Genomic DNA, 24,355 nt, shown 5'->3' with positions numbered 1-24,355 from the left:
TCCGTGAGTCAGTCGAAAGTGACATGGTCCGGGTCGGAGATCGACCAGACTCGCGCCATGCGTCTGGCCCTGTCCCTGCTTCTCGTGCTGACCGCATGCTCGACCACACCCGCGGACCCGGTGGCCCTGCTCAAGGAGTGGCGGCAGGCCGCCCAGCGGCAGGGGTCGGTGCGGTTCGACGTCAGGATCGAGGTCGAGGGCAAGGATCCGCGCAGGCAGACCTACGCGGGCGTGCACCACGTCGGCAGCGCCGGCGCCACCACGCAGGAGGACGTGACCGCGCACACCGAGAACAGGTACCGCACCACCGACTACCGCTGGGTGACCGTGGGCGACGACGGCTACCTGCAGCACAGCGGGCTCACCCTGCCGCCGGGGAAGACGTTCTCCAGCATGGGACTCAACGACGCGCCGTGGGTCGGGCCGTACTCCAGCGACCTGTCGATGGCCACGAAGGACTACCACCCCGGCAACCTGTTCTCCGACATCGACCGCGACACGCTTCGCCTCACCGAACGGGACGGCGATCGGTACGTGTTCGGCGCGGGCGGAGTGCCGCACTCGGGTGGCTACGCGAACGGCGACGTCCGGCTCGTGGTCGAGGTGGACGACGAGAACCGGGTGGTCCGGGTCGAGCAGAGCATGCCGTCACCCGACAGGCAGCAGGCGCGTCTCACCGCCGTGTACAGCCAGTGGGGCACCGCACCGGACGTGTTGCGGCCTCCGCGGGAGAATGTGGCGAAACCAGAGGAAGTCGTTGCCCGGCAACGTTAGTGTCGAAAGCATGATTGCTGAGGACCTCCAGCGCTACCTGCAGGCTTCCCGCGACTCCATCGTGTCCTCTTTGGACGGACTGGGTGAGTACGACGTCCGCCGCCCGCTCGTGCCCAGCGGCACCAACCTGCTCGGCCTGGTGAAGCACCTGATCGGCATCGAGTTCGGTTACCTCGGCGCGAGCGCGGGCCGCCCGGCTCCGGTCACGCTGCCGTGGGTCGAGGACAAGTCGATCTGGGAGAACGGCGACCTGTGGGCCAAGCCCACCGAGAGCCGCGAGTACCTCGTGGACCTGTACCGCGCAGCCTGGAAGCACTCGGACGAGTCGATCGCGGAACTGCCGCTGGACGCGCCGGCGGAGGTGGAGTGGTGGCCGGAGCACAAGCGGCAGACCACGTTCGGGCACCTGCTCGTCCGCGTCACGGCGGAGACCGCGCAGCACGCCGGGCACTGCGACGTCGTGCGGGAGCTCATCGACGGGCGGTCCGGCGCGGACAACCCCGACGGCTACTACGACCTGGTCCTGAGCATGGCGAGCGCGCCGACCACCGGACCGGGCACGAGCAGCAGGAACGCGTAACGCCAGGTCACGACCTCGGCGAGCAGCGGAACGAGCTGGATGCTGACCACGGTCAGGCCGAACCCGACGGCGGTCAGCGCGGTGAGGGCCGTCCCGACGTAGCGCGGGTCGGCGACCTCGCTCAGCGACGCCGAGAACACCCCGGAGTCCGCGATCACCGATGCGCCCCACACCGCGCAGAACGCGATCAGCAGCGGCGTTCCCCAGGCCAGTGGCGAGAGCAGGCAGCAGAGTCCGCTCACCGTCAGCGCTCCGACGGCGGCGGGCGCGCGGCCGAACCGGTCCGCCGCCCAGCCGCCTGCGAGACAGCCGGCGAACCCTGCCACGCCCATCGTCAGGAACACGGTGAGGCCGACGGGTTCCCCGGAGCTCAGCAGGAACGTCGGCAGCCACGTCCACAGCGCGTACAGCTCCCACATGTGGCCGAAGTAGCCGAGGTTCACCAGCCGGGGCTTGCGCTCGCGGAACATCTGCACGGCGTAGCGCGGGTTGAGCTGCGCGGTCGTTCCACTCACGAACGGCCCCGGCCGAACGAACAGAAGCGCGACCACGGCACCGAGAAACGCGATCAGAGCGGCAGCGACGAGCACCTCGCGCCACGGCAGCCGCCCGAACACGTGAGGGAGCGCCGACCCCAGCGTCAGCGCCCCGATCAGCACGCCCAGGGCACGGCCGCGGGTGCGGCTCTCCGACCAGGACGCCATCAGCTTCATGCCCACCGGGTAGACGCCCGCGAGCGCCACCCCGGTCAGGAACCGCAACGGGATCGCGGCGGCCAGCCCGTCCACGAACAGCCCGAGCACCAGCGTGAACGCCGCACCCAAAGCTGCCGAACCGGCGATCAGCAGGTGCGGGCGGACGCGGTCGGCCAGGTTGAGCACCGTGGCCCCGACCGCGCCCACGACGAACCCGAGCTGCACGGACGCGGTCAGCCACACCGCCGCGCCCGCGCTGATGCCCCACTCGACCCGCAGGGAAGGAACGACGGCGGACATCGAGAACCACACGGCCAGACCGAGGACCTGGACGAGTGCGATGGCCGCCCGTCTCATCAGCAGACCGAGTCGCTCGGCTGCGGGTTCGCGAGCCCGAACAACGGCCGCAGCCTCAGCCCGATCCACGTGCCGCCCAGCGCGAACACGCCCCACAGCCACCCGTGCAGCGATCCGACGGAGATGCCGCCGAGGTACGCGCCGATGTTGCAGCCACCGGCGAGCCGAGCTCCGACGCCCATCAGCACACCTCCCAGCACGGCCGCGAGCGCCGTCCGCCACGGGATGCTGCTGTGAATCTTCCACGCTCCGGCCGCCGCCGCAGCGAGAGCGGCGCCGATCATGATGCCGATGTTGGTCAGCGACGTCTTGTCCGTCCAGATCGGAGCGGCGAGCGCCTTGGCGTTGGCCGGCGTCTGCCAGAACTCCCACGCCTCGGGGTGCAGCCCGAGCAGCTGCACGACCTTCGCACCCCACAGCGCGAACGCGAACGTGACGCCCCAGATGCCCCCGGACACCAGGAACACGGCTGCCGCCAGCACGCCCAGCACCACGGCGCCGACCAGCAGGGGCCACGAGCCGCGCACGATCCGCGCCAATCCGTGCGCGGTCGGCACCACGTCGGCGGGCGGCGGGTTGCGACGGGCCTGCACCTGCCGCGTCACGAAGAAGATGGCCGCGAGCGCCGCGATCGTGATCAGCCACGAACCCCACCAGCCGACGTGCTCGGACAGCACCACGGCCGGAAGTGCGGGCCAGCCGTCGAACAGCGGGAACGCCCAGGTGTAGAGCACGGACCCGGCGATGAACCCGAAGAGCGTCAGCACGATCGTCGACTGCCCGGACCCGACGGCGAACAACGTGCCGGAAGCGCAGGCCCCGCCGAGCTGCATGCCGATCGCGAACAGCACCGCGCCCACCAGCAACGCCAGCCCCAGGGGACTGCCCGCGGCCTTGGGCACCGACCCGAAGAGCCCGGAGCCGGTCGAGATGATCAACGCGATCAGCGTGGCCGCCGTGCCGAGCAGCACGGTGTGAGCGCGCAGCCCGGCGCCGTTGCCGACGGCGATCAGCTGTCGCCACGCCGAGGTGAAACCGAAGCGGGAGTGGAACAACGCGAGGCCCAGCGCCAGGCCGAGCGCGAGCAACACGCCCTGCTTCGCGCCGTAGGACGCCCACACGAACCAGGTCAGGCCGACCGCCAGGAGCCCGGCGACGACCAGCGGGACGGTGCGGACCGGTTCCTCCGGAGAGGGGAGCGGGGCCGCACACGATGTCGGGAAGTACTGCGTCGTCACCGGGAACTCCTGAACGGGACTAGTTGGGGATGATGAAGTTGGGCGCCTTGACCACGGACTCGATCAGGCCGAAGATCGGCACGCCGAGCGGCGCGGTCGTCCACTTGTTGGTGAGATCACTGGTGTCGGGCTTGTCCACGACCACCGGGTCGGCGAGCGCGGGCGAGGCGAAACCGGCGAGCACGGCGCCGCTGAGCACTGCCGCCGCAACGATCTTCTTCATGGAACTTCCTTTCCTGGAGGGAAAAATCAGCCGCCGACGAACTTGAGCAGTTCGAAGATCGGTGCCAGAGCGGCGGGAACGCCGATCGCCGGGTCGAGCACGGAGCCCAGGTCGAGTCCGGGCAGGACCCAGATCGGCACGGACTCGGTGAGGAACTGCGTCGCCATCTCTCTCCTTCACGACAGCACCGGACTGACCGGTACGACGGTGGCTTTCGGGACCCATTGCCCCGCCAGCTCTTCCTGCATGGGCATGCCGGGACCGTGCGCCTCGCCCGGTCCCATCGGCATCGCGGTCACCTGCGCGACCGCGTAGATCTGCACCTGGTCGCCGGTGGACTGACCGCCCAGCCACGACCGGAACCCCGCGGGCGTCGGGTTCGCGCCGCCGAACTCGTTACCGACCTCGATCGCGTAACCGATCGGCAGTTGTTCGCGCGGGTCGAACCGCAGAGGCACGGCCAACGTGGTCACCGAGGTCGCGATGGGGGTCGTCAGCAACCACGGTGCGACGTACAGGCCGTGCGGGTGGACCGGGCTTTCCGCCTGCTCGACGCCCGCCCGTGACAACGCCCTGTACCCGTCCGACCAGCCGGACAGCACCACCAGAGCGTCGCCAGAATCACTTACCGGCAACGAGGAACGCACCAGCGCGGCGGCCCGGACTCCGCGCGGTGTGCCGTCCTCGACGAGCTTGACGCTGGTGACTCCCTTGTTCTTCAGGAACGTCACCAGCTTCGTCAGCGAATCCGCGTCCTCAGTGGACAGTTCGTCGGCCGGGCACGACGTGAGCACGTCCCGCCGTCCGCTCACCAGAGAACCGAGAGCCGCGGACGCGCACTCCTCGTCGGCTGCCGGACCAGGCGCGGTTCCGGTGTCGAACGAGACCCCGGAGGAGTCCTCGCCGGTGATCACCGTGATCTCGCCACGTCCGGCCGGCAGGGCGACCAGCGCCCACGTGCCGTCCGCGCCCGCCGAGGGCACGGCCGCGATCTCCGGCCCGTCGCCGACCTTCACGTGGTGGTTCCCGGACGGGAAGTGCACCAGGTTCGCGCCTGGCCGGTGCGGGCTGATCAGCACCGGAACGCCACCCGCCGACGCCAGCACGGGAACACCGGGAATCGGGAGCTCCTGCGGCGAGGGGATCGCGGCCAGTCCGCTCCAGGCGAGCAGGGAGGCCGCGACCGCAAGAGTTCCGTACCGGCGAATCCCCAGTGCCGCCAACGGAAGCACCACCACGACCACCAGCCAGAGGCCGAGCACCGTCTCGTAGATCCGGCGGTCGAACGCGAGCCCGGACGACACCAGCCGCACCAGACCGGCCAGTGCCAGCACCACACCCAGCGACAGCGCGTGCTGCCGGAAACGAGCGCCCGGAGTCAGCGTCAGCGCCACCCACGCGACCGCACCGGCCACGTAGGCGGTGTTGGCCACCAGCAGCAGGCCGGAGTCCCCCACGGAGGTCTCGATCACCAGCAGCAACGTCAGCGCCGCCGCCACCCACCGGACGGCGGGCTTGCCCAGCAGCGCAGGCACAAGAGCCACCAGCACGCCATGCGCCACCGCGCCGAGCACGTGCGCGTCGAACGCCACGAGAGACACCGTGACGAGCCCGGCAGCGACCGCCGCGAGTGCGAAGTTCGCGGCCCTCACCCATTTCGGGACCGTGACCGCGAGACCGGAGCCCGCGATCAGGGCCGACACGAGCAGCAGCGCGAGCCGCACGACGACGACCCAGACCGAGACGCCCTCGGCGGCGTCGAAACCTCCGTGGGGATGATCCATTACTTCACGTCCGCATCCGCGATCACGAACAGCTCGGAGTGCGGCTTCGCGTTGCCGAACGGGCCGTGCGGCCAGTCCTTGCGGTTGAAGTTGATGCCGACCTGGCCGGAGAACTCGTCCTTGAACGACGTGTCGAGCGTGAGCTGGCCGTTCGGGCCGATCTTCACGATGTTGACCTTGTGGTCACCGTCGAGACCGGTGCGCGCGACGAAGTAGTTCGACACCGCGATGCGCTTCGGCGAGGTGATCTCGCGGTAGAAGCCGTCGGAGCCGAGCTCGAAGTTGTCGTACGCGCCCCAGTGCGGACCCGCGGCGGGCGTGCCGGGGTTGATCGGGACGGCACCCGCGAGCGACGGGCAGTCGGCCTCGGCGCCACCGTTCTGCGCCTCGGCCAGCGTGTCGATGCGGCACTTGAACGAAGTACCCGCCGCCAGCAGCTTCTCGATGTTCAGCACGTACACGCCACCGGTGGTGCCGGGGTCGTTCGGGCCGAGCGCGCCCTTGCCCCGTCCGGAGATGGCGCGGTAGAGGTACTTGTCGTCGGGCGAGGTCTGGATCCACCCGCCGTTCGAACCGCCGCCGTTCGAGTCGTTGCCCGCGTGGATCGCCTTGCCGGCCGATCCGTCGTCGAACACCTCGTACCAGTGCGGCTCGGCTGCCGTGATGTCCGGCGTGTAGTGCACCGCGCCGCCCTGCATGGTCTGGGCGAACGCGCCCTTGTGACCGGGCAGGTTCGTCACCGTCGTCTCCATGACCGCGCGGCTCTCCTGGTGCAGCCGGTCGGCGGGATCGGAGCGGGGACCGTTCTGCAGGTAGCTCACGGCCTTGAGCTTCGGGTTGTTCCGGTCGGAGATGTCCCACGTGCGCACCGTCGGGCGACGCAGGTAGGGCGAGGGCGCCTTGACCGGGTCGAGAATGATGTTGCGGGGCTCGGCGTAGTCCGAGGTCACCAGGATGTTCAGGTCTTCACGAGCCTGGATGCCGTGCGGGTTCGCACAGGACGGGGCGCCGAGGCGTGGCAGGTTCGCGCACAGCTTCGGGTCGTCGCCCTGAGGCGTCGCCGCCGACACCTGGGAGAGCACCTTGCCGGTCTGGTCGAATCGCACCAACGAGCCGGGCGAGCCGGCGAAACCGTTGCCCACCACGGTCTGCCCGTTGGCGTAGACGTACGGACCGGGCACCACGGGACCACCCATGTACGTGCCGTAGGCCGTGCCGTCCTTCAACGTCCAGTAGGCGTCCGGGACGGAGCCGCCGAGCGTGTTCGTCGGCAGGCTGATTCCCTTGAGCTTCAACTGGGGGAGCGCGCTCACGTCGAACGCGTAGGTGGCCGCCGCGAACAGCGCGCCCGCGTAGATCGTGTCGCCCTTGTGCCACACGTACTGCATGTGGTGCGGCTCGTTCTCGACCAACGGTCCGACGGTCGCGGTGTTCACGACCTTGCCGTAGTCCGGCGAGCCCTCCGTCGCGTCGATGACCGCGAGGAAGTCAGGCCCCGGCAGCGCGTTGGTGACCTTGCCGAGGCCGCCGGTCAGCGATCCCGGCAGATTCTTGAGGTCCTTGACGATCGTGTCCGCGATGTTCTCGTCTCCAGCCCAGACGAGAAGCCACTTCTTCCGTTCGCCACTGCCGCTGCGCGTTTGTGCCTGCGGGGTGAGGTGGTTCTTCACCCAGTACTGCTTGCCGTCCGACGCGGTCTTGCTGTCCACGAACGTCTGCACATCGGCATAGGCGGGGGAGTTGTCCCCGCTGGCCGTGACCACGCCGGCCGCGAGTACCGCAACAGCGGCTCCGGCCAGGGTTTTTCGCCATCGCATTGCGTTGTTCTCCTTGTTTCGGGCATGCCGAACTCGCCGTTTTCCGGAGGTGCGCGGAAAGCAGCGGTCAAGCGGGGAAGGGGGTGCTCAGAAGGAGCGACAGAGTGCGCTGGCCTGGTGACCCAGGTCCACGTGAAGGCGTCCTACCAGGACGACAGCGGTGCGCATGACGCTGAGGATCTCGATAGTCACCCTATGTTGTCAATTCGGTGACCAAAGTATGGGAGCGATTGAATATCGGTCCAGGGACTATGTCGGTCACCGAAGTTTCCTTTTGTATTGCTATTTGTGCTGACGCATTCCTTGTCGAAAGTTAGGGGTACTCGGTTCCGATCGGCAGAGGCGCACGGACCGGGACCTTCGTAGGTTCGGCTGGGTGACTTGGCTGACTGTGGGTACCGACGCGGTGCTCGGCGTGTTCGCGTTGATGTTTTTGTTGCTGTGGTTCAAGCACAAGCTGCGGGCGTTCCTCGCCGGCGCGGGTGTGGTGGTGGCGTACGCGATCAGCGAGGTGGTCAAGCTGATCGTGCAGGAGGACAGGCCCTGCCGGACGCGGCCGTCGATGGCGGAGTGCCCGGAGGTGGGTGACTGGTCGTTCCCCAGCAACCACTCGGTGATCGCCGGCTCGTCCGCGATGGCGATCTGGGCGCTGCACCGGACCTACGGCTGGATCGCGGCCGTGTGCGCGATCGCGGCGGCGTCGTCACGGGTCATCGTGGGTGTCCACTATGTACACGACGTCATGGCCGGGCTGGCGCTCGGAGCGTTGGTGTCGTGGGGGATCGCGGTGCTGCTGGAGAAGCGGCAGCGCAGGGTGGTGACCAACGCCGACGCGCCGACCGTGGTGATGCAGCGACTGCGATGATGGGTGCCGTGTGGGAGGTCCTGCTCTACCTGGTCCTGTTCGGCGCGGCCTTTTTCCTGGTGCGCAACAGGCCCGCGGTGGCTCTCGGGATCGCGCTGGGAGCCTGGCTCGTCTGCTATCTGGTCAGCGTGGAGTTCGACGTCCGGGTGATCGCGCTCGCTCCCGCACTGGCGCTGGTCAGCTTTCTCGCCGGCCGCAACGCCCCGGATCCGCGCCCGGCCGCCATCGCGCTGGCCGTCGCCGAGATCGCCGGTGTCGTCGTCGCACTGACCGAGCGCGGCGGCTCCGACACCGCGCTCGCCGTGACCTCCGGCGTCGGTGTGCTCGGCGTCATCCCCTGGGCCTTCGGCCGGTTCCGCCGCCGTTACTGGGAACTGCGGGAGGTCGGCTGGGAGCTCGCCTCCTTGCTGGAACGGGACGTCGACAACGCGCGCAACGCCGAACGGGCCCGGCTCGCGGGCGAGATGCACGACCTGGTGGGCCACGAACTCGCACGGGCCGCGCTGCTGACCGGTGCGCTGGAGCTGGAACCCACTCTGACCGCACAACAACGTGAGGCAGCCAAAACCGCGCGGGCCAGCGTCACGGCCGCCGCGGAACGGCTGGCCGACGTCATGCAGGTGCTGCGGGCCGACGAGGACGAACCCGTCGCGACGATCGAGGAGGTCGTTGCCAGGAGCGGAATCGACGTCGAGCTCACCAACGGCCGCACGACGCCGATCGACGGGATCATCGCGCGCACCGTGCACCGGGTGACCGCCGAAGCGCTGACGAACGTGATCAAGCACGCACCCGGCGCGAAGGTCACCATCCAGCTCACCGCGAACCTCGAACTGCGGATCACGAACGGCCCGGCGCAGAAGACCCACGCGGTCGGCAGCGGCAAGGGACTGGTGGGCCTGGCCGAACGCGTCGCGCTGGTCGGCGGCTGGTTCGAGGCGGCGCCTTCGGACGACGGCGGGTTCGAGGTCAGGGCGAAGCTGCCGGAACGCCCGCGTGCGCGGAACACGCCCACGCACGTGCGTCGCGAACGCACGGAGAAAGAACTCCGCAAGAGTGCTCGCAGGACCGTGCTGATCACATCGGTCGTGTGCGTTGGAATCGCGATCGGGGTGCCGGGCTACATGGTGTTCGACGCGGTGACGTCCGTTCTCACACCGGAGCAGTTCGAACGGGCACAACTCGGGCAGAACGAGGACGACATGGATCTGCCGCTGCGCACCCGCGTCGACAACCCGCTCGGCGTCACCGCGCCGCCCGGCACCGAGTGCCGCTACTACAGCACGCACCCCAACCCGTTCGACGGCGACCGCCACGACCTGCACCAGCTGTGCTTCCGGGATGATCGGCTCGTGTCCAAGCAGTGGCTCGCCAGGAGGAGCGGTTGATCAGGGTCGTGCTCGCGGACGACGAACCGGTGGTCAGGTTCGGCGTCAAGGCCGTGCTCGCGACCGCCAAGGACGTCGAGGTGGTCGCGGAGGCGTGCAACGGCAGCGAGGCGATCGACCTCGTCGCCCGGCACCGGCCCGACGTCGCCGTGCTCGACATCCGCATGCCCGTGTTCGACGGGCTGGACGCGGCCAAGGTGATCCGCGAGTGCCATCCGGGCACGAAGACGCTGGTGCTGACGACGTTCGCGGACGACGCGTACATCAGCCGGGCGCTGGGGGAGGGCGCGGCCGGGTTCGTGCTGAAGACCGGCGACCCGCAGGAGATCATCTCCGGTGTTCGGGCGGTCGCGAGCGGCGGCGCGTTCCTGTCACCCGTGGTGGCCAAGCGAGTGGTGGACCAGCTCTCCCGCGCGCACCCGCGACCGCTTGCGACGCAACGGATCGAGGTGCTCACGGCACGGGAACGCGAGGTGCTCGGCCTGGTCGGCGCCGGCCTGTCCAACGCGGAGATCGCGGCCCGCATCCACGTCGTCGAGGGCACCGTGAAGGTCTACGTCAGCACGATCTTCCGCCAGCTCGGCGTCAAGAACCGCGTGCAGGCGGCGATCATCGCCCACGAGTCCGGGATCATCCCCGCCGGATAAGTCCGAAGTGGGTTGAATGTTCTTGCGGCACAAGCGAAATCACTCGCATGTGCCGCAGGTCACCGTACACTCCGGACCGTCATCGGACTGGCGAACGGGGCTGTGGTGAGCGGGATCAAGGTGTTGGTGGCGGGGGCGAGCATCGCGGGACCCGCGCTGGCCCACTGGTTGCGGCGGCGGGGAGCCGAGGTGACCGTGGTGGAACGGGCTCCCAGGTTGCGCCCCGGCGGTCAGGCGGTGGACGCGCGCGGGGTGGCCAAGGAGGTCATCGCGCGGATGGGGCTGGACGCGCAGGTGCGCGCGGCCTGCACCGACACGGTCGGCGCGTACACCGTGGACGTCGACGGGACCGTGCTGGAGACCTACCGCGCCGACGACGACGGCGGCGACGGGTACATCGCGGACATCGAGATCCTGCGCGGAGACCTGTCCCAGGTGCTCTACGACGACACCCGCGATGGTGTCGAGTACGTCTTCGGCGACCGGATCGCCGAGCTCACCCAGGACGCGGACGGCGTCGACGTGACGTTCGCGAGCGGCGGGCGGCGGCGCTTCGACCTGGTGGTCGGTGCCGACGGGCTGCACTCGGCGTTGCGCTCGACGGTCTTCGGGCCGCGCGAGAAGTACGTGCGCCACCTCGGACTCGTGCTGGCCTTCTACACCGTGCCCAACGAGTTCGGCGTGGATGGCTGGATGATCGACTACCAGGACCAGGTGACCGGGCGCTCCGCCGGTCTGCGGCCGCTCAAGGACGCCACCAAGGCGATGGCGATGTTCTCGTTCCCCGCGGCCGACTTCGACGTCGACCACCGTGACATCGAGGGCCAGAAGCGTCTGCTGCGTGAGCAGGCGGACGGGCTGGGCTGGCTGGCGCCGCGCATCCTCGCCCACGTCGGCGACAGCCCGGACTTCTACCTCGACCAGGTCGCCCAGGTCGTGATGGACCGCTGGTCGGACGGACGGGTCGGGCTGATCGGCGACGCCGCGTTCAGTTCGTCGCCGATGTCCGGCGGGGGCACCGGGCTGGCCCTGGTCGGCGCCTACCTGCTGGCAGGGGAACTGGCCGCCGCCGACTGGGACCCCCGGGCCGGGTTCGCCGGCTACGAGGAAGCGGATGCGCCCGTTCGTCGAGGCCAACCAGGAGATCGGCCGGCTGCACGTGGCGAGCCGCGCCGTTCCGGATCCGGACGCCGAGCCGGCTCAGGAACCGGACATGGACGCGCTCATGGCGGTCGTCGACCGTGCGATCAACGGTGTCGAACTGCCGGACTACGCGGGCTGAATCAGGTGCGGGCGCCGATGCCGGAGATCGCCCGCACCTCCATCTCCGCTGCCTTGGCGGACATCTCCGGCTCGCGCTTCGAGAAGATCGTGGCGAAGAACCCGCACAGGAACGAGAACGGGATCGACACCAGGCCGGGGTTGCCGAGCGGGAACCACGCGAAGTCGATGTCCGGGAAGATCGACGTCTTCGCGCCGGACATCACCGGCGAGAAGATGATCAGCGTCAGGCACGAGCCCAGGCCGCCGTAGATGCTCCACAGCGTGCCGGTGGTGTTGAAGCGCCGCCAGAAGATCGTGTAGAGGATCGTCGACAGGTTCGCCGAGGCCGCCAGCGCGAGCGCCAGCGACACGAGGAACGCGACGTTCTGCCCGTTCGCCGCGATCCCGCCGATGATCGACAGGATGCCGACGACGACCGCCGTCAGCCGGGCGACCCTGATCTCCCTGCGCGGCTCGGCGTTGCCGCGCTTGATCACGTTCGCGTAGACGTCGTGGGCGAACGAGGCGGAGGCCGCCAGGGTCAGGCCGGCGACGACCGCGAGGATCGTGGCGAACGCGACGGCGGACACGATGCCGAGCAGCACCGCGCCCCCGATCTCGAACGCGAGCAGCGGCGCCGCCGAGTTCTCACCACCCGGTGCCGCGGCGATCTTGTCCGTGCCGACCAGTGCCATCGCGCCGAAGCCGATCACCAGCGTGCACAGGTAGAAGATCACCATCGTCCAGGTCGCCCACACGACCGAGCGACGGGCCTCGGAGGCGTTCGGCACGGTGTAGAAGCGCATCAGCACGTGCGGCAGGGAAGCGATGCCCAGCACCAGTGACAACGCCAGCGACACGAAGTCCAGTTTGGACATCGCGCTGAAGCCGTACTTGGCGCCAGGGTCCAGAACGGCCTCGCCGAGCTTGTTGTTCTCGGTGGCCTGCTGCATGATCGCCGACAGGCTGAAACCGAACTTGCCCAGCAGGAACACGCTCATCAGCGTCACGCAGAGCAGCAGCAGGACGGCCTTGATGATCTGCACCCAGGTCGTGCCCTTCATGCCGCCGAGCAGCACGTAGAGCACCATGACCATGCCGACCAGCGCGATCAGGATCGCCTGGCCCCACTTCGAGGTCACGTTGAGCAGCAACGCGATCAGGCCGCCGGCGCCCGCCATCTGCGCGATCATGTAGAAGAACGAGATCACCAGCGTCGCGTTCGCCGCGGCCGCGCGCACCGGGCGCTGCCTCATCCGGAACGCCAGCACGTCGCCGACGGTGAAGCGGCCGGTGTTGCGCAGGCCCTCCGCGATCAGCAGCAGGCCGACGAGCCACGCGACGACCCAGCCGACGGAGTAGAGGAACCCGTCGTAGCCGTGCGCCGCGATACCGCCGGAGATGCCGAGGAACGACGCGGCGGACAGGAAGTCACCGGACAGCGCCACGCCGTTCTGGGCGCCGGTGAACGAGCTGCCGGCGGCGTAGTAGTCCGACGCCGTCACGTTCCGGCTGCTGAACCGGTAGACGATGTAAAGGGTGATCAGAACGAACACCGCGAAGACGCTGAGGTTCAGCACCGGGTTGCCGGTGGTGGGCATGCCTTACTCCTCGACGCCTGTCATCTCTGCGAGCAATTGACGCTGCGGGTCAAGCCGTCGCTTTGCGTAACGGGCATAACCGAGCGTGATGATGATCGAAGTCACAAACTGTCCGAGGCCCAGCAGGATCCCGAGGTTGATCACCCCGATCACCTTGGTGCTGACGAAGTCTTTCGCGTACGCGGACAGCAGTACGAAGGTCAGGTAGGACGAGAGGAAAAGCGCCGTCATCGGGAAGATGAACGTCGTGAGTCGCCGGCGCAGGACGCGGAATTCGTCGGTCTGCCGAATCAGCTCGTACTTCGGGTTGCCGTCGGAATCGACGTACGACAAAGTCTCGGGGTCGTCGAACGACGCGAAACCCCGGCTTTCCCGGTACTCGTGCTGCGCTTCGCCAGGCGACCTCATCGCCTTGGTCATGTACCCCTGCCCCTCGTGTGCGGCGCCCACTGTAGCGCTCTCACGTGTGCAGTCAACGACGCGGATCTCCCGGAAACGGACGAAACCGGACCAATGCCGGGCGGTCATCGGACTGAAACCGGACTGTAAACCGGACGCCATTCGTCTCAAATGGTACGTCCCGGGCTTTGTCTCAAGTGAAGAGTCCGAGGTTGCGTCTTGTGCAACACCTGAAGCCTTGGTCAAGCCCGTTGTCGCACGTGTGCACCTGGCCTAGGATCGATCGGTCCGCGTATTGGTGACGGTTGGGGATAAAGTGGGGTTCTTAGCGCGCGAACGTCAGGTCGCGCCTCCCGGATGGAACCGCTGGCTCGTTCCGCCCGCAGCACTGGCGATTCATCTCTCCATTGGTCAGGCCTACGCCTGGAGCGTCTTCAAGACTCCGCTGGAGAAAACTCTCGGCATCACCGGAACGCAGTCCGCGCTGCCGTTCCAGCTCGGCATTGTGATGCTCGGGCTCTCCGCCGCGGTGCTCGGCACGACGGTCGAGCGCAGGGGCCCGCGCTGGGCCATGCTGATGTCTCTGATCGCCTTCTGCTCCGGTCTGCTGATCTCGGCGGTCGGCGTGTGGGCCGGTCAGTACTGGGTCGTCGTCCTGGGCTACGGCCTCGTCGGCGGCATCGGTCTCGGCATCGGCTACATCTCGCCGGTGTCCACGCTGATCAAGTGGTTCCCCGACCGGCCTGGCATGGCGACCGGCATCGCGATCATGGGCTTCGGCGGCGGTGCGTTGATCGCGTCGCCGTGGTCGACCTCGATGCTGACGGCGTTCGGCGCCACCTCGACGTCGGGCATCGGCAAGGCCTTCCTCGTGCACGGCATCGTCTACGCGGTCTTCATGAGCGTCGGCGTGCTGCTGATCCGCCTCCCCTCCAAGGAGTTCACGGCGGAGAAGGAAGCGCTGCTCAAGGACAAGCCGAAGGCCACCGTCGGCTTCAACGTCTCGGCGAACAACGCGATCAAGACGCCGCAGTTCTGGCTGCTCTGGGTCGTGCTGTGCTTCAACGTCACCGCGGGCATCGGCATCCTGGAGAAGGCCGCGCCGATGCTGGTCGACTTCTTCAAGGAGTCCTCGACGCCCGTGGCCGCGACCGCCGCCACCGGTTTCGTCGCGCTGCTCTCCGCCGCGAACATGGCGGGCCGGTTCGTCTGGTCGTCCACTTCGGACCTCGTGGGCCGCAAGAACATCTACCGCCTCTACCTCGGCGTCGGCGCGCTGCTCTACCTGGTGCTGCTGACCGTCGGCTCGACCAGCACCCCGCTGTTCGTGATCGCGGCGATGGTGATCCTGTCGTTCTACGGCGCGGGCTTCGCGACCGTCCCGGCGTACCTGCGCGACCTGTTCGGCACCTTCCAGGTCGGCGCGATCCACGGTCGCCTGCTGACCGCGTGGTCGGTGGCGGGCGTGCTCGGGCCGCTGATCGTCAACGCCATCGCGGACGCGGGCAAGAAGGCCGGGCACGTCGGTCCTGACTTGTACGCGACGTCGTTCTACATCATGATCGCGCTGCTGGTCGTCGGTTTCGTCGCGAACGAGTTGATCCGCCCGGTCGACCCGAAGTTCCACGAGCCGAAGGCCGTCGAGGAGACCGAGAAGCCCTCGTCCAAGGACGACGACGAGGCCACGGTCGCCAAGTGGAACGAAGCCGAGGCCGCCGACGCTGCCGAGACGGCTGTTGACAAGGAAGACGCGGAAGGCGTGGTGAAGAAGTGAGCTCACCCCAAGAAAACCGATCGAGCACGTTGCTGCTGGTCGGTGCCTGGCTGTGGGTGGGTCTGCCGCTCGCCTACGGCCTGTACCGGCTCTTCCTGAACGCGGCCAAGCTCTTCGTCTGATGTTCAACGCGCTCGTCAACTGGCGCAACTGGCGCCTGCCGGTGAAGCTCGCCGCGGTGTTGATCGTTCCGGTCACCATCGCGGTGGGCTCCGGCGTACTGCAGATCAATTCACAGATTGATCGTGCCGAGTCCTATGCGGCGCTCCAGCGACTGGTGAAGGTCCGCGCCGCCCTGATCCCCGTGATCGAGGGCGTGCAGGCGGAACGGCGGATCGTCGCCGAAGGCGTCGGTCCGGAGCTCCTCTCCGAGCAGAGCAAGCGCACCGACGACGCCCGCGCGGTGCTGCGCGACCAGATCGGCAAGACCTCGCTCAGCGAGGTCGTGACCGACCGCATCTACGACGTCCAGAACCGCATGGGCGACCTGACGGTGTTGCGCGACCGCAGCAGCAACGACATCCCCGCGGTGATCAAGATCTACACCGAGCTCACCGACTCGCTGCTCGACGTCGACGAGGTGATGGCCAGCGAGTTCGGCGACGCCGCCCTGCTGCGCACCGCGATGGGCCTGCACCACGTGGTGCACGTCCGCGACCAGGTGCTCTACCAGCAGGCCGTCGTGCTGTCCGGGCTCACCCGCGGCCAGCTCACCAACGCCGAGGTTCGCGCGCTGGTCGAGTCGAACGTCAAGCTCGGCTACATCGCGGACGAGTTCGCGGCCCTCGCGACGCCCGAGCAGCTGAAGTTCTACGGCAAGAACTTCAGCGGCCCGGAGACCGAGGCCCAGCGCACGATGCTGGCCGCCGCCGTGCTGCACCCGACCTCGGACGTGCCTCCCACCGGGCCCAACCGGCCCAAGCCGTTGCCGATCGCGACGCAGGACTGGACCAAGGCCACCGGTGCCGTCGTCACGGCGATGGACAGCGTGGTGACGGGTCTGCAGGACGACCTGCGGTCCACCTCCGACCGTCTGCGCGACGAGAGCAGTGACGCCGCCGGCACCGCGTCCGCGATCCTGTTCGCCAGCCTGATCCTGGCCGGCACCATCGGGTTCGTCGTCGGCCGCTACCTGCTGCGTTCGCTGAACGCGCTGCGCCGCTCCGCGCTCGACGTGGCCTGGGAGAAGCTTCCCGAGATGGTCGCGACCGGACGCGGCAGCACCGAGATCGAACGCGTGCCGGTGGACACCACCGAGGAGTTCGGCCAGGTGGCGCGCGCGTTCGACGAGGTGCACCAGCAGGCCGTCAAGTCGGTCATCGAACAGGCCGGCATGCGCGCGAACATGCGCAACATCTTCGTGAACCTGTCGCGGCGCAGCCAGAGTCTCGTCGAACGCCAGCTCAAGCTGATGGAGGAGCTGGAGAAGTACGAGGAGGACCCGGACCAGCTCGCGAACCTCTTCAAGCTCGACCACCTCGCCACCCGCATGCGCCGCAACAACGAGAACCTGATGGTGCTCTCCGGCGGCGACGTGGCACGGCGGTTCCACAAGCCGATCCCGCTCACCGACGTGCTGCGCGCGGCGGCCGCGGAGATCGAGCAGTACCAGCGGGTCATGGTGCACACGGCGCCGAACGCCGAGGTCGTCGGTTACGTGGCGAGCGACCTGGTCCGGTTGCTGGCCGAACTTCTTGACAACGCAACGGCTTTCTCGCCGCCGCACACCCAGGTCTCGATCAGCGCGTCCATCGAGGCCGGCGACATCGTCCAGATCGACGTGGTCGACCAGGGCATCGGCATCGACCCCGAGGCACTCGACGGCGTGAACCAGCGCCTGGAGGCCGCGGGGGAGGGCGTCGACGTCCAGGTGTTCCGCGAAATGGGACTTTTCGTCGTCGGCAGACTCGCGGCACGCCACCAGATCGTGGTACGTCTGGACGCCAAACAGGGCCAAGGGACTCGCGCGATCGTGTTGGTTCCGGCCGAACTGGCACCACGACGGGAAGAGTCCTGGGAGTCTTTCCGAGGGGAGACGATCGAACGACAGCAGGCTTCGTGGTTCCAGCAGACGAGTCCGGCCGCCGCACCGCCGCCTCCTCCCGCACCCGCACGTCAGACGCCGGACTCGGCTCGAGGCTTCCTCGACGCCTTCCAGCGCGGTGTGCAGCGCGGCCTTCCCGACCACCAGGAGAGTCGATGAGCACGCAGGTTGACCAGTTCGGCTGGCTGGTCACCAACTTCGCCGAACGCACACCAGGCATCGAGCACGCCGTGGTGATCTCGGCCGACGGCTTGGTGTTGATCTCGTCCTCGAAGCTGCCCGAGCACGTGGCACCGCAGTTCGCGGCGATCGTGGCGGGCGTGGTCTCGCTGGCCGACTCCGCGTCGAAGTGCTTCGCCGGGGAGTCGGTCGTGCGCACCGTCGTGCAGATGGACCGGGGCGTGATGCTGCTGTCGGCGATCAGCGACGGCTCGGTCCTCGCGGTGCTGGCGTCGTCCTCCGCGGACGTCGCGCAGATCGCGTACGAGATGACCGTGGTCGTGCGGCAGGTGGGCCAGCTGCTCACGCCGGAACTGCGGGCAGAGCTGGCATGAGCAGAGAGCCTGACGATCAGGTCAACTTCGGTGACCTGATCAGCGGTTTCAGCTTCGACAGCGAACGGATCCGCAAGCGCGGCAAGAAGGCGCAGCGTGCGCCGGAACCGCCGCCGGAGCAGCCGGACCCGTACGCCACGGCGCCGTTCGAACCGGTCCCACCGTTGCCGTCGATCGAGGACGACGCGTCGTCCTCGATCGTGCGCGCCTACGCGTGGACCGGCGGCCGCACCACGTCCGACGTGCACCTGGAGATCGAGACCCTGGTCTCGGTGAACGAGTTCTCGGCCACCGCCGTGCGCCCTGAGCACCAGGACGTGCTGGCCCTGTGCACGCAGCCGCGGTCGGTGGCGGAGATCGCCGCCCTGCGCGGGCTGCCGCTGGGCGTCACCAAGGTCCTGCTCGGCGACATGGCCGGGCACGGGCTGATCGACGTGCACCGGACGGCGTCGTCCTACGGCGGCGACCGGCCGGACGGGATGCTGCTCGAACGCGTGCTGGCGGGGCTGCGCCGCCTCTGAGTGGGTCCTCACCGACGCTGCTACGGTCGGGAGACCTATCTGGGGAGGTACGGGGTGGAGTTCCAGGACGTCGTCCGGCGCAGGCGGATGGTGCGCAAGTTCACCGGGGAGCCGGTCAGCGACGAGAGCTTGCAGCGGATCATGCGCAACGCCGTGCGCGGCCCGTCCGCCGGGTTCTCGCAGGGCCAGGGCTTTCTCGTGCTGCAGGGTGAGCAGCTGCAACGGCTCAGCGAGATGTTCGAGTGGTGGGGCGGAGAAGACGCGAAGACGGCACCGGTCGTCGTCATCCCGTTCTCGGCCAAGCAGGTCTACCTCGACCGGTACGCGCAGCCCGACAAGGCCGCGGCCGGCCTCACCGAGGAACGCTGGCCCGTGCCCTACTGGGACATCGACACCGGCATGGCCGCGCTGCTGATCCTGCAGACGGCCGTGGACGAGGGCCTGGGCGCGGTGTTCTTCGGCACGGACAAGGAGACGTGGCCGGAGCTGCGTGCGGCGTTCGGCGTGCCGGACATGTACGTGCCGATCGGCATCATCGCGATCGGGCACTCGGCGGAGGAGGGCATCTCCGAGGGTGCCTCGCCTCTCAGGCGCAAGCGCAAGGCGTTCGACGAGGTCGTGCACTGGGGTCAGTGGAAGTGAGATCGTTCGGCCTGCTCGGGCCGCTGGACGTGGTGCTCGACGGGCACCACGTCCACATCCCGCCCGGCAAACGGCGGATGGTGCTCGCCGCCTTGTTGCTGCGCCCCGGTCAGGTCGTCGGAGTGGACGAACTCGTCGAGCTGGCCGGCGGCTCGCGCAACGCTCTGCAGACCACCGTCGGCCGGCTGCGCGAGGTGTTGCCGGGGCTGGTGCTGACCAAGCCGGGCGGATACCTGCTGGACGTGCGGCCCGACGAGGTCGACGTCCACCGGTTCGACCGGCTGGAGCCGCGCGAGGCGCTGGCGCTCTGGCGCGGGCGCCCGTTCGCGGACATCGGCAGCGACGCGCTCGAACGCGACCACGTGCCCGCGTTGACGGAGAAGTACCTCGCGACGCTGGAAGCGCGGATCGAGCAGGACCTGCGTGGCGGCGGACATGAGCAACTCGTGCCCGAACTGCGCTCGCTCACTCTTCAACACCCGACCAGGGAACGGATGTGGGCCCAGCTGATCGTGGCGCTGCACCGCTGCGACCGGCAGACCGAGGCGTTGCAGGCCTACGACGACATCCGCGGCAGACTCGCCGCGGAGCTGGGTCTCGACCCCGGCAAGGACCTGCAGAAGGCCCACCAGCAGGTGCTCACGGCGGACAACCGCCCGCGCTCCCGCAACGACCTGCCCGGCGACATCGCCGACTTCGCGGGCCGCGCCTCCGACCTGGACGAGATCCTCGCCGCCGTGCCGTCCGGCTGCGTCGCGATCACCGCGATCGACGGCATGGCCGGCATCGGCAAGACCACGATCGCGGTCCGCGCCGCGCACCGGCTGTCCGCCCGTTTCCCGGACGCGCAGCTCTTCGTCGACCTGCACTCCTACACCGCGGGCGTCGAGCCGCGCACCCCGTCCGACGCGCTGCTGGCGTTGCTGACCGCACTCGGCGTGCCCGCGCAGGACATCCCGGACGGCCTGGACGCCCGCGCTGCCCGGTGGCGGGCGGAGATGGCGCACCGCAAGGCACTCGTGGTGCTCGACAACGCGGGCAGCGCCGCCCAGGTCCGCCCGCTGCTGCCCGGCACCGGCCTGGTGCTGGTCACCAGCAGGCGCCGGCTCGTCGACCTGGACGCCGCGCACACGATCTCGCTGGACGTGCTGTCCGAAGAGGACTCACTGAACCTGCTCGCGAGCATCATCGGCCGTGCGAAGCTCGACCAGGACCTGGACTCCGCACGCGAGATCGTCCGGCTCTGCGGCTACCTGCCGCTGGCCGTCCGGATCGTCGGCGCCCGCTGGCGCACCAGACCGGCGTGGTCCGCGCAGGACCTGACCCGCCGCCTCACCGGGCAAAGATTGAGTGAGCTGATCGCGGGCGAACACAGTGTCGCGGGCGCGTTCGCCCTGTCCTACCAGCAACTCACGTCCGAGCAACAACGCCTGTTCCGCCGGCTGGGCCTGCACACGGGCGAGGACTTCGACGCCTACCTGGCCGCGGCGGTCGTCGGCGCGACGCGCGCCGAGGCCGAACGGCTGCTGGAAGAGCTCCTGGACGCACATCTGGTGCAGCAGAAGGAGAACGGCCGCTACCGGTTCCACGACCTGCTGGCGGACCACGCGAAGGCCAGCGTCGAGGAGGACGAGAGGGACGAGGCCACCACCCGCCTGCTCGACCACTACCTGCGCAACGCGGCTGAGGCCGCGAACGTGCTGAACCCCGGCCGGCCGCGCATCGACACCGCCGTCCGGTACGAGCCGGCCGGCCCGCTGCGGTTCGCGACGCACGCCGATGCGGTGGCGTGGCTGGAGAAGGAGCGGCTCAACCTGAAGGCGGCCGTGTACCTCGCGGCCTACCAAGGGCACTACCGGCACGCGTGGCAGATACCGCACCTCATCGCGTACTTCCTGCTGATGCGAGGCTACGGCCGCGAACGGGTGGAGTTGCAAAGCCTCGCCCTGGCGGCTGCTCACCAGCTCGGTGACCTGAAGGCCCGCGCGGAAGCGCTGCGAGGACTGGGCTCGGCGTACGTGGAGGACAGCGACCCGCGTGCGGTGGAACACCTGCACCAGGCGCTCGACCTGATGCGGCAGATCAAGGACCTGCGCGGCGAGGCCTCGACGCTGGGTGTTCTCGGCATCATCGCGCGGGAGCGCCGCGAGTCGGACAAGGCGATGGAGTACTTCCAACGCGGTCTCACCCTGATGCGTCACATCGGCGCGAGAACGGGCGAGGCGAACGCGTTGCACAACATCGGCATCGTGCATGCAGACCGGGGTGAGAACGACCAGGCTCTGGCCTACCTGGAGAAATCGCTGGAGTTGCTGACGAAGCACGGCGACGTGCGGTCGTGCGCGATGATCCTGCACGACATCGGCTACGTCCACTACAACGAGTTCAGGGACGAGGAGGCCGTCACGTTCGTCGAACGGACCCTCGCGGCGTACCGGGAGTCGGGCGACTGGCGTGGCGGGGCGATGGCCATGGCCGACTTCGGCTACCTGCTGTACGCCATGGACAGACTCGACCAGGCCCGCGAGATGATGCGCGTGATGCTCCGGCAGACCCGCGAGTCGATGAGGCAGCCCGATGACGAGGCCGTCCTCTCGGCCATGGCGAAGGTCAGGGACCACCAGGGCGGGATCGCGATCCTGATCTCGCTGGCGCTGCACGCGGAGCTGAACGGACGGCTGGGCGCGGCGGTGCGCTACGCCCAGCGGTGCCTCGAGCTGATCCGCCACAACAAGCGAGGCTGGGGCGAGGCACGTCTGCTCATCCAGCTGTCCGGCCTGCACCACGTGCTCGGGGACACCGCCGCCGCTGTCCGCTGCGGCGAGGAGGCGGTGCAGGCCGCCGAACGCCTGTGCCAGCGGCGGACCACCGATCGCGCCAGGCAGGCACTCGCTACAGCGTCAGCCCCAGTGTCACCAGCGTGATCACGGCCGCCGCCAGCACGGCGAACGCCACCCACTGCTGCACCTTGTCCCTGGTCCTGCGCATCCCCGGCTCCCCTCGGTGGTGTTGCCACCGAGGGTCGTGAAGCCCGTCCCCACCTCGTCCCCACCGCGGTCACACGGGCCGTGAAGCCGCGGGAATTCTGTGTGAAACTGAATTGCCCTGACAGGTCTCCGGTGGAAGGGAGCGATGTGCAGACCGCGCTGTTCCCCCGCCCGCACCAGCTTCCCGCCGCCGTCGCCGACTTCGTTGGGCGGGAGGAGCTGCTGCAGTCCGTCGTCGACCGGATCATCCCGTTTCCGCAGGTGGTGCTGCTGACCGGTCCGGTCGGCACCGGCAAGACGACGCTCGCCGTGCAGGCCGCGCACCGGGTCGCGAACGGCCATTTCCCGGACGGTCAGCTGTTCGTGCGGCTGCGCGGCACGACCCCGCACGAGGTGCTCGGCCGGTTCCTCACCGCGTTCGGGCTGCCCGCTCCCGGAGATTTCGCCGCCCGGCTGAGCGCCTATCGAGACGCTGTCGTGCGCCAGTCTCTTCTCCTGGTGCTGGACGACGTCACGTGCGTCGACCAGGTGAAGCCGTTGCTGCCGCACGCACCTGGATGCGCGGTGCTCGTGACTTCCCGGCACATGTTGAAGTTGCCCCACGTCGTCGAGGTCGGTCCGCTGGAACCCGCGCAGGCGATGACGTTGCTGGGCAACCAGATCGGCCTCGACCGGCTGGCCGCCGAGAGCGCGCCGGCGGAGGCGCTGGTGGCCGCCTCGGACTGTTCGCCGCTGACGGTGCGGATCGCCGGGGCCGTGCTCGCGGCCCGCCCGCACTGGCCGCTGGCGTTGCTGGCCGACCGCCTTCGCGACCCGCGCGGCCGGCTGGAGACCCTGTCGCACGGCGGTTTGTCGGTCCGGGCGGGGCTGGAGGAGACGGCGGGGGACCTGAGCCCGCACGCCCGCCGGTTGCTGGGCCTGCTCGCGGGCGTGGGCGCGCGGCGGTTGCCGTCCTGGGCGCCGGTGGTGGCGTTCGGGGACGTGCGCGGACAGTCCGCTGTGGACGAACTGGTGTCGGCGCACCTCGTCTCGGCCTGCGCGGACGGCTACGCGGTGCCCGAACTGGTGCGGGAGTTCGCGGCGGGGCAGTCCGACGCCGGTGAGGCCCTGCGCCGCGTGCTCGGCGGCTGGCTGTACCTGCTGGACCAGGCCCACGCAGCGGTGTACGGCGGCGACTTCTCGGTCGTGCGCGGGTGTTCGGCACGCGAGGTGGTGCGGCCGGACCGGCTGCTGCGAACCGATCCGCAGGAGTGGCTGGAGTCCGAGCACGAGAGCCTGTGCGACGCGGTCGAACTGGCCGCGGGGGCCGGTCTGGACGAGCAGGCCTGGGAGCTGGCGCGCCGGATGGTGACGTTGTTCGAAACGCGCACCGGCTTCGAAGGCTGGCAGCACACGCACGACATCGCACTGGCGGCGTGCGAGAAGGCGGGCAACCGGCGTGGCGCGGCCGTGCTGCACTGCTCGCTCGCGTCGTTGCACATCAGCCAGAGCCGCTACGACCTGGCGCACGAGATGACTTTGCGGGCCAAGGACTTCTTCGAAGATCACGACGACCTCGCGGGCCTCGGACCGGTCTACCGCAACCTCGGCATCGTCGCCCGTTCGTCCGGCGAGTTCGCCGACGCCCGCCGGTGGTACCAGCGCGCGCTCGCGGTGTACGAGCGGTTCACCGACCCGGTCGGCCAGGCGTCGGTGCTCCAGCACCTCGCCCAGATCGACCTGTACGACGGCGACACCGCCGGTGCCAGGGAACGCCTGAGCGCCGCGCTGGCCGCGTGCGACGGAACCGGCCCCGCACGGGTGCTGGCGCAGATCAACTACCGCCTGGGCAAGCTGCTGGCCGTGGACGGACGGCACGACGAGGCGTTCGGCGTGCTGACCACCGCGCTCGACCTGGCCCGCACCGCACGGGACCGTCGTGGCGAGAGCTTCGTGCTGTACGCGTTGGGGCGCAACGAGTTCGTGCGCTGCCGGCTCGACCAGGCCCGCGCCTCGCTGCACGAGGCGGCGCTCCTCTGCGAGGCGAACTTCGACGTCGTGGGAGCGGCGCGGGCGCGCCTCGAACTGTCTCGCGTGCACCGGGCGCGCGGTGAGGTTCAAGTCGCCGCCGAGCTGGAAGCGGCGGCCCGCGCGGTTTACTCGGAATTCGGCCTGAAACCCGCGCTGGGTGATTTGATCTTTCGACCGTAAGGCTGGTGTGAG

At 69.0% G+C, this 24,355-nt stretch carries 20 protein-coding genes and 2 pseudogenes; 14 read left to right on the top strand and 8 right to left on the bottom strand.

Annotation, left to right across the window (positions count from 1 at the left end; translation table 11 throughout):
* Positions 1 to 57: 57 nt before the first annotated feature.
* Both OG205_RS26075 and OG205_RS26070 read left to right on the top strand, forming a co-directional pair.
* Positions 58 to 774: a hypothetical protein gene (locus OG205_RS26075; protein WP_330270690.1), complete on the top strand. Its 717-nt coding sequence runs from the start codon at positions 58 to 60 to the stop codon at positions 772 to 774.
* 10 nt (positions 775 to 784) lie between these two features.
* Positions 785 to 1,354 carry a DinB family protein gene (locus OG205_RS26070; protein WP_330270689.1) on the top strand — a complete coding sequence of 190 codons (570 nt, stop codon included), beginning with the start codon at positions 785 to 787 and terminating at the stop codon, positions 1,352 to 1,354.
* Here the strand turns inward: OG205_RS26070 and OG205_RS26065 are convergent.
* The 6 genes from OG205_RS26065 to OG205_RS26040 are packed head-to-tail and all read right to left on the bottom strand — an operon-like array spanning position 1,285 to position 7,468.
* Positions 1,285 to 2,406 (bottom strand): MFS transporter, encoded by a 1,122-nt coding sequence (locus tag OG205_RS26065; protein ID WP_330270688.1) that lies wholly within the window; start codon positions 2,404 to 2,406, stop codon positions 1,285 to 1,287. The two genes, OG205_RS26070 and OG205_RS26065, sit on opposite strands and share 70 nt — an antisense overlap.
* Complete coding sequence (locus tag OG205_RS26060) at positions 2,406 to 3,644, bottom strand: YeeE/YedE family protein (protein ID WP_330270687.1); 1,239 nt, start codon at positions 3,642 to 3,644, stop codon at positions 2,406 to 2,408. The genes OG205_RS26065 and OG205_RS26060 overlap by 1 nt, the downstream gene beginning before the upstream one ends.
* A 19-nt stretch (positions 3,645 to 3,663) precedes the next feature.
* Complete coding sequence (locus OG205_RS26055; protein ID WP_330270686.1) at positions 3,664 to 3,867, bottom strand: hypothetical protein; 204 nt, start codon at positions 3,865 to 3,867, stop codon at positions 3,664 to 3,666.
* Between the two features lie 26 nt (positions 3,868 to 3,893).
* Complete coding sequence (locus OG205_RS26050) at positions 3,894 to 4,034, bottom strand: hypothetical protein (protein ID WP_319978001.1); 141 nt, start codon at positions 4,032 to 4,034, stop codon at positions 3,894 to 3,896.
* Between the two features lie 9 nt (positions 4,035 to 4,043).
* Entirely contained in the window at positions 4,044 to 5,651 is a 1,608-nt protein-coding gene (locus OG205_RS26045; RefSeq protein WP_330270685.1) for a hypothetical protein, read from the bottom strand.
* Positions 5,651 to 7,468: a hypothetical protein gene (locus OG205_RS26040; RefSeq protein ID WP_330270684.1), complete on the bottom strand. Its 1,818-nt coding sequence runs from the start codon at positions 7,466 to 7,468 to the stop codon at positions 5,651 to 5,653. The genes OG205_RS26045 and OG205_RS26040 overlap by 1 nt, the downstream gene beginning before the upstream one ends.
* Positions 7,469 to 7,844: 376 nt before the next feature.
* On the opposite strand from OG205_RS26040, the gene OG205_RS26035 reads away from it, so the two are divergent.
* The 4 genes and pseudogenes from OG205_RS26035 to OG205_RS26020 all read left to right on the top strand — a co-directional run bounded on the left by OG205_RS26035 (position 7,845) and on the right by OG205_RS26020 (position 11,650).
* Positions 7,845 to 8,333: a phosphatase PAP2 family protein gene (locus OG205_RS26035; protein WP_330270683.1), complete on the top strand. Its 489-nt coding sequence runs from the start codon at positions 7,845 to 7,847 to the stop codon at positions 8,331 to 8,333.
* Between the two features lie 8 nt (positions 8,334 to 8,341).
* The gene (locus OG205_RS26030; protein ID WP_330270682.1) at positions 8,342 to 9,721 is read left to right on the top strand and encodes a sensor histidine kinase; all 1,380 of its coding nucleotides are present in this window, start codon (positions 8,342 to 8,344) and stop codon (positions 9,719 to 9,721) included.
* On the top strand, positions 9,718 to 10,368 hold the full coding sequence (locus tag OG205_RS26025) for a response regulator transcription factor (protein WP_330278229.1): 651 nt from the start codon (positions 9,718 to 9,720) through the stop codon (positions 10,366 to 10,368). The genes OG205_RS26030 and OG205_RS26025 overlap by 4 nt, the downstream gene beginning before the upstream one ends.
* Positions 10,369 to 10,473: 105 nt before the next feature.
* Positions 10,474 to 11,650 (top strand): annotated as a pseudogene (locus OG205_RS26020) (FAD-dependent monooxygenase).
* 1 nt (position 11,651) lies between these two features.
* On the opposite strand, the gene OG205_RS26015 reads toward OG205_RS26020, so the two are convergent.
* Together OG205_RS26015 and OG205_RS26010 are read right to left on the bottom strand one after the other, a co-directional pair.
* A complete protein-coding gene (locus OG205_RS26015; RefSeq protein WP_330270681.1) occupies positions 11,652 to 13,232 on the bottom strand; it encodes a solute symporter family protein in 1,581 nt (526 codons plus the stop codon).
* A gap of 3 nt (positions 13,233 to 13,235) precedes the next feature.
* Positions 13,236 to 13,652: a DUF485 domain-containing protein gene (locus tag OG205_RS26010; protein ID WP_330270680.1), complete on the bottom strand. Its 417-nt coding sequence runs from the start codon at positions 13,650 to 13,652 to the stop codon at positions 13,236 to 13,238.
* Positions 13,653 to 13,947: 295 nt separating this feature from the next.
* On the opposite strand from OG205_RS26010, the pseudogene OG205_RS26005 reads away from it, so the two are divergent.
* From OG205_RS26005 to OG205_RS25970, 8 genes and pseudogenes are all read left to right on the top strand, one after another.
* Positions 13,948 to 15,264: pseudogene (locus OG205_RS26005) on the top strand (OFA family MFS transporter); the annotation flags it as partial.
* A 137-nt stretch (positions 15,265 to 15,401) separates the two neighbouring features.
* Complete coding sequence (locus tag OG205_RS26000) at positions 15,402 to 15,527, top strand: MFS transporter small subunit (protein ID WP_330270678.1); 126 nt, start codon at positions 15,402 to 15,404, stop codon at positions 15,525 to 15,527.
* On the top strand, positions 15,527 to 17,608 hold the full coding sequence (locus tag OG205_RS25995) for a sensor histidine kinase (protein ID WP_330270677.1): 2,082 nt from the start codon (positions 15,527 to 15,529) through the stop codon (positions 17,606 to 17,608). The genes OG205_RS26000 and OG205_RS25995 overlap by 1 nt, the downstream gene beginning before the upstream one ends.
* Positions 17,605 to 18,003, top strand: coding sequence for a roadblock/LC7 domain-containing protein (locus OG205_RS25990; RefSeq protein WP_093598531.1), 399 nt, complete (start codon positions 17,605 to 17,607; stop codon positions 18,001 to 18,003). The genes OG205_RS25995 and OG205_RS25990 overlap by 4 nt, the downstream gene beginning before the upstream one ends.
* Positions 18,000 to 18,524, top strand: a complete 525-nt coding sequence (locus OG205_RS25985) for a DUF742 domain-containing protein (protein WP_330270676.1) — start codon at positions 18,000 to 18,002, stop codon at positions 18,522 to 18,524. Before OG205_RS25990 ends, OG205_RS25985 begins: the two co-directional genes overlap by 4 nt.
* A 54-nt stretch (positions 18,525 to 18,578) precedes the next feature.
* Positions 18,579 to 19,166 (top strand): nitroreductase family protein, encoded by a 588-nt coding sequence (locus OG205_RS25980; protein ID WP_330270675.1) that lies wholly within the window; start codon positions 18,579 to 18,581, stop codon positions 19,164 to 19,166.
* The gene (locus OG205_RS25975) at positions 19,157 to 22,090 is read left to right on the top strand and encodes an AfsR/SARP family transcriptional regulator (protein WP_330270674.1); all 2,934 of its coding nucleotides are present in this window, start codon (positions 19,157 to 19,159) and stop codon (positions 22,088 to 22,090) included. Before OG205_RS25980 ends, OG205_RS25975 begins: the two co-directional genes overlap by 10 nt.
* A 210-nt stretch (positions 22,091 to 22,300) precedes the next feature.
* Entirely contained in the window at positions 22,301 to 24,343 is a 2,043-nt protein-coding gene (locus OG205_RS25970; RefSeq protein ID WP_330270673.1) for a tetratricopeptide repeat protein, read from the top strand.
* Positions 24,344 to 24,355 lie beyond the last annotated feature (12 nt).

Origin of the sequence: Lentzea sp. NBC_00516 (assembly GCF_036346835.1) — a bacterium.
Lineage (GTDB): Bacteria > Actinomycetota > Actinomycetes > Mycobacteriales > Pseudonocardiaceae > Lentzea > Lentzea sokolovensis.
Note: the sequence above shows the minus strand (reverse complement) of the source record. Positions and strands in the feature narration are given on the sequence as shown.

Excerpts from the sequence above, each read along its gene's own strand:
- OG205_RS26075 (WP_330270690.1), top strand. The coding sequence starts at position 58 with ATGCGTCTGGCCCTGTCCCTGCTTCTCGTGCTGACCGCATGCTCGACC.
- OG205_RS26070 (WP_330270689.1), top strand. The coding sequence starts at position 785 with ATGATTGCTGAGGACCTCCAGCGCTACCTGCAGGCTTCCCGCGACTCC.
- OG205_RS26065 (WP_330270688.1), bottom strand. The coding sequence starts at position 2,406 with ATGAGACGGGCGGCCATCGCACTCGTCCAGGTCCTCGGTCTGGCCGTG.
- OG205_RS26055 (WP_330270686.1), bottom strand. The coding sequence starts at position 3,867 with ATGAAGAAGATCGTTGCGGCGGCAGTGCTCAGCGGCGCCGTGCTCGCC.
- OG205_RS26050 (WP_319978001.1), bottom strand. The coding sequence starts at position 4,034 with ATGGCGACGCAGTTCCTCACCGAGTCCGTGCCGATCTGGGTCCTGCCC.
- OG205_RS26045 (WP_330270685.1), bottom strand. The coding sequence starts at position 5,651 with ATGGATCATCCCCACGGAGGTTTCGACGCCGCCGAGGGCGTCTCGGTC.
- OG205_RS26040 (WP_330270684.1), bottom strand. The coding sequence starts at position 7,468 with ATGCGATGGCGAAAAACCCTGGCCGGAGCCGCTGTTGCGGTACTCGCG.
- OG205_RS26015 (WP_330270681.1), bottom strand. The coding sequence starts at position 13,232 with ATGCCCACCACCGGCAACCCGGTGCTGAACCTCAGCGTCTTCGCGGTG.
- OG205_RS26010 (WP_330270680.1), bottom strand. The coding sequence starts at position 13,652 with ATGACCAAGGCGATGAGGTCGCCTGGCGAAGCGCAGCACGAGTACCGG.
- OG205_RS25995 (WP_330270677.1), top strand. The coding sequence starts at position 15,527 with ATGTTCAACGCGCTCGTCAACTGGCGCAACTGGCGCCTGCCGGTGAAG.
- OG205_RS25990 (WP_093598531.1), top strand. The coding sequence starts at position 17,605 with ATGAGCACGCAGGTTGACCAGTTCGGCTGGCTGGTCACCAACTTCGCC.
- OG205_RS25985 (WP_330270676.1), top strand. The coding sequence starts at position 18,000 with ATGAGCAGAGAGCCTGACGATCAGGTCAACTTCGGTGACCTGATCAGC.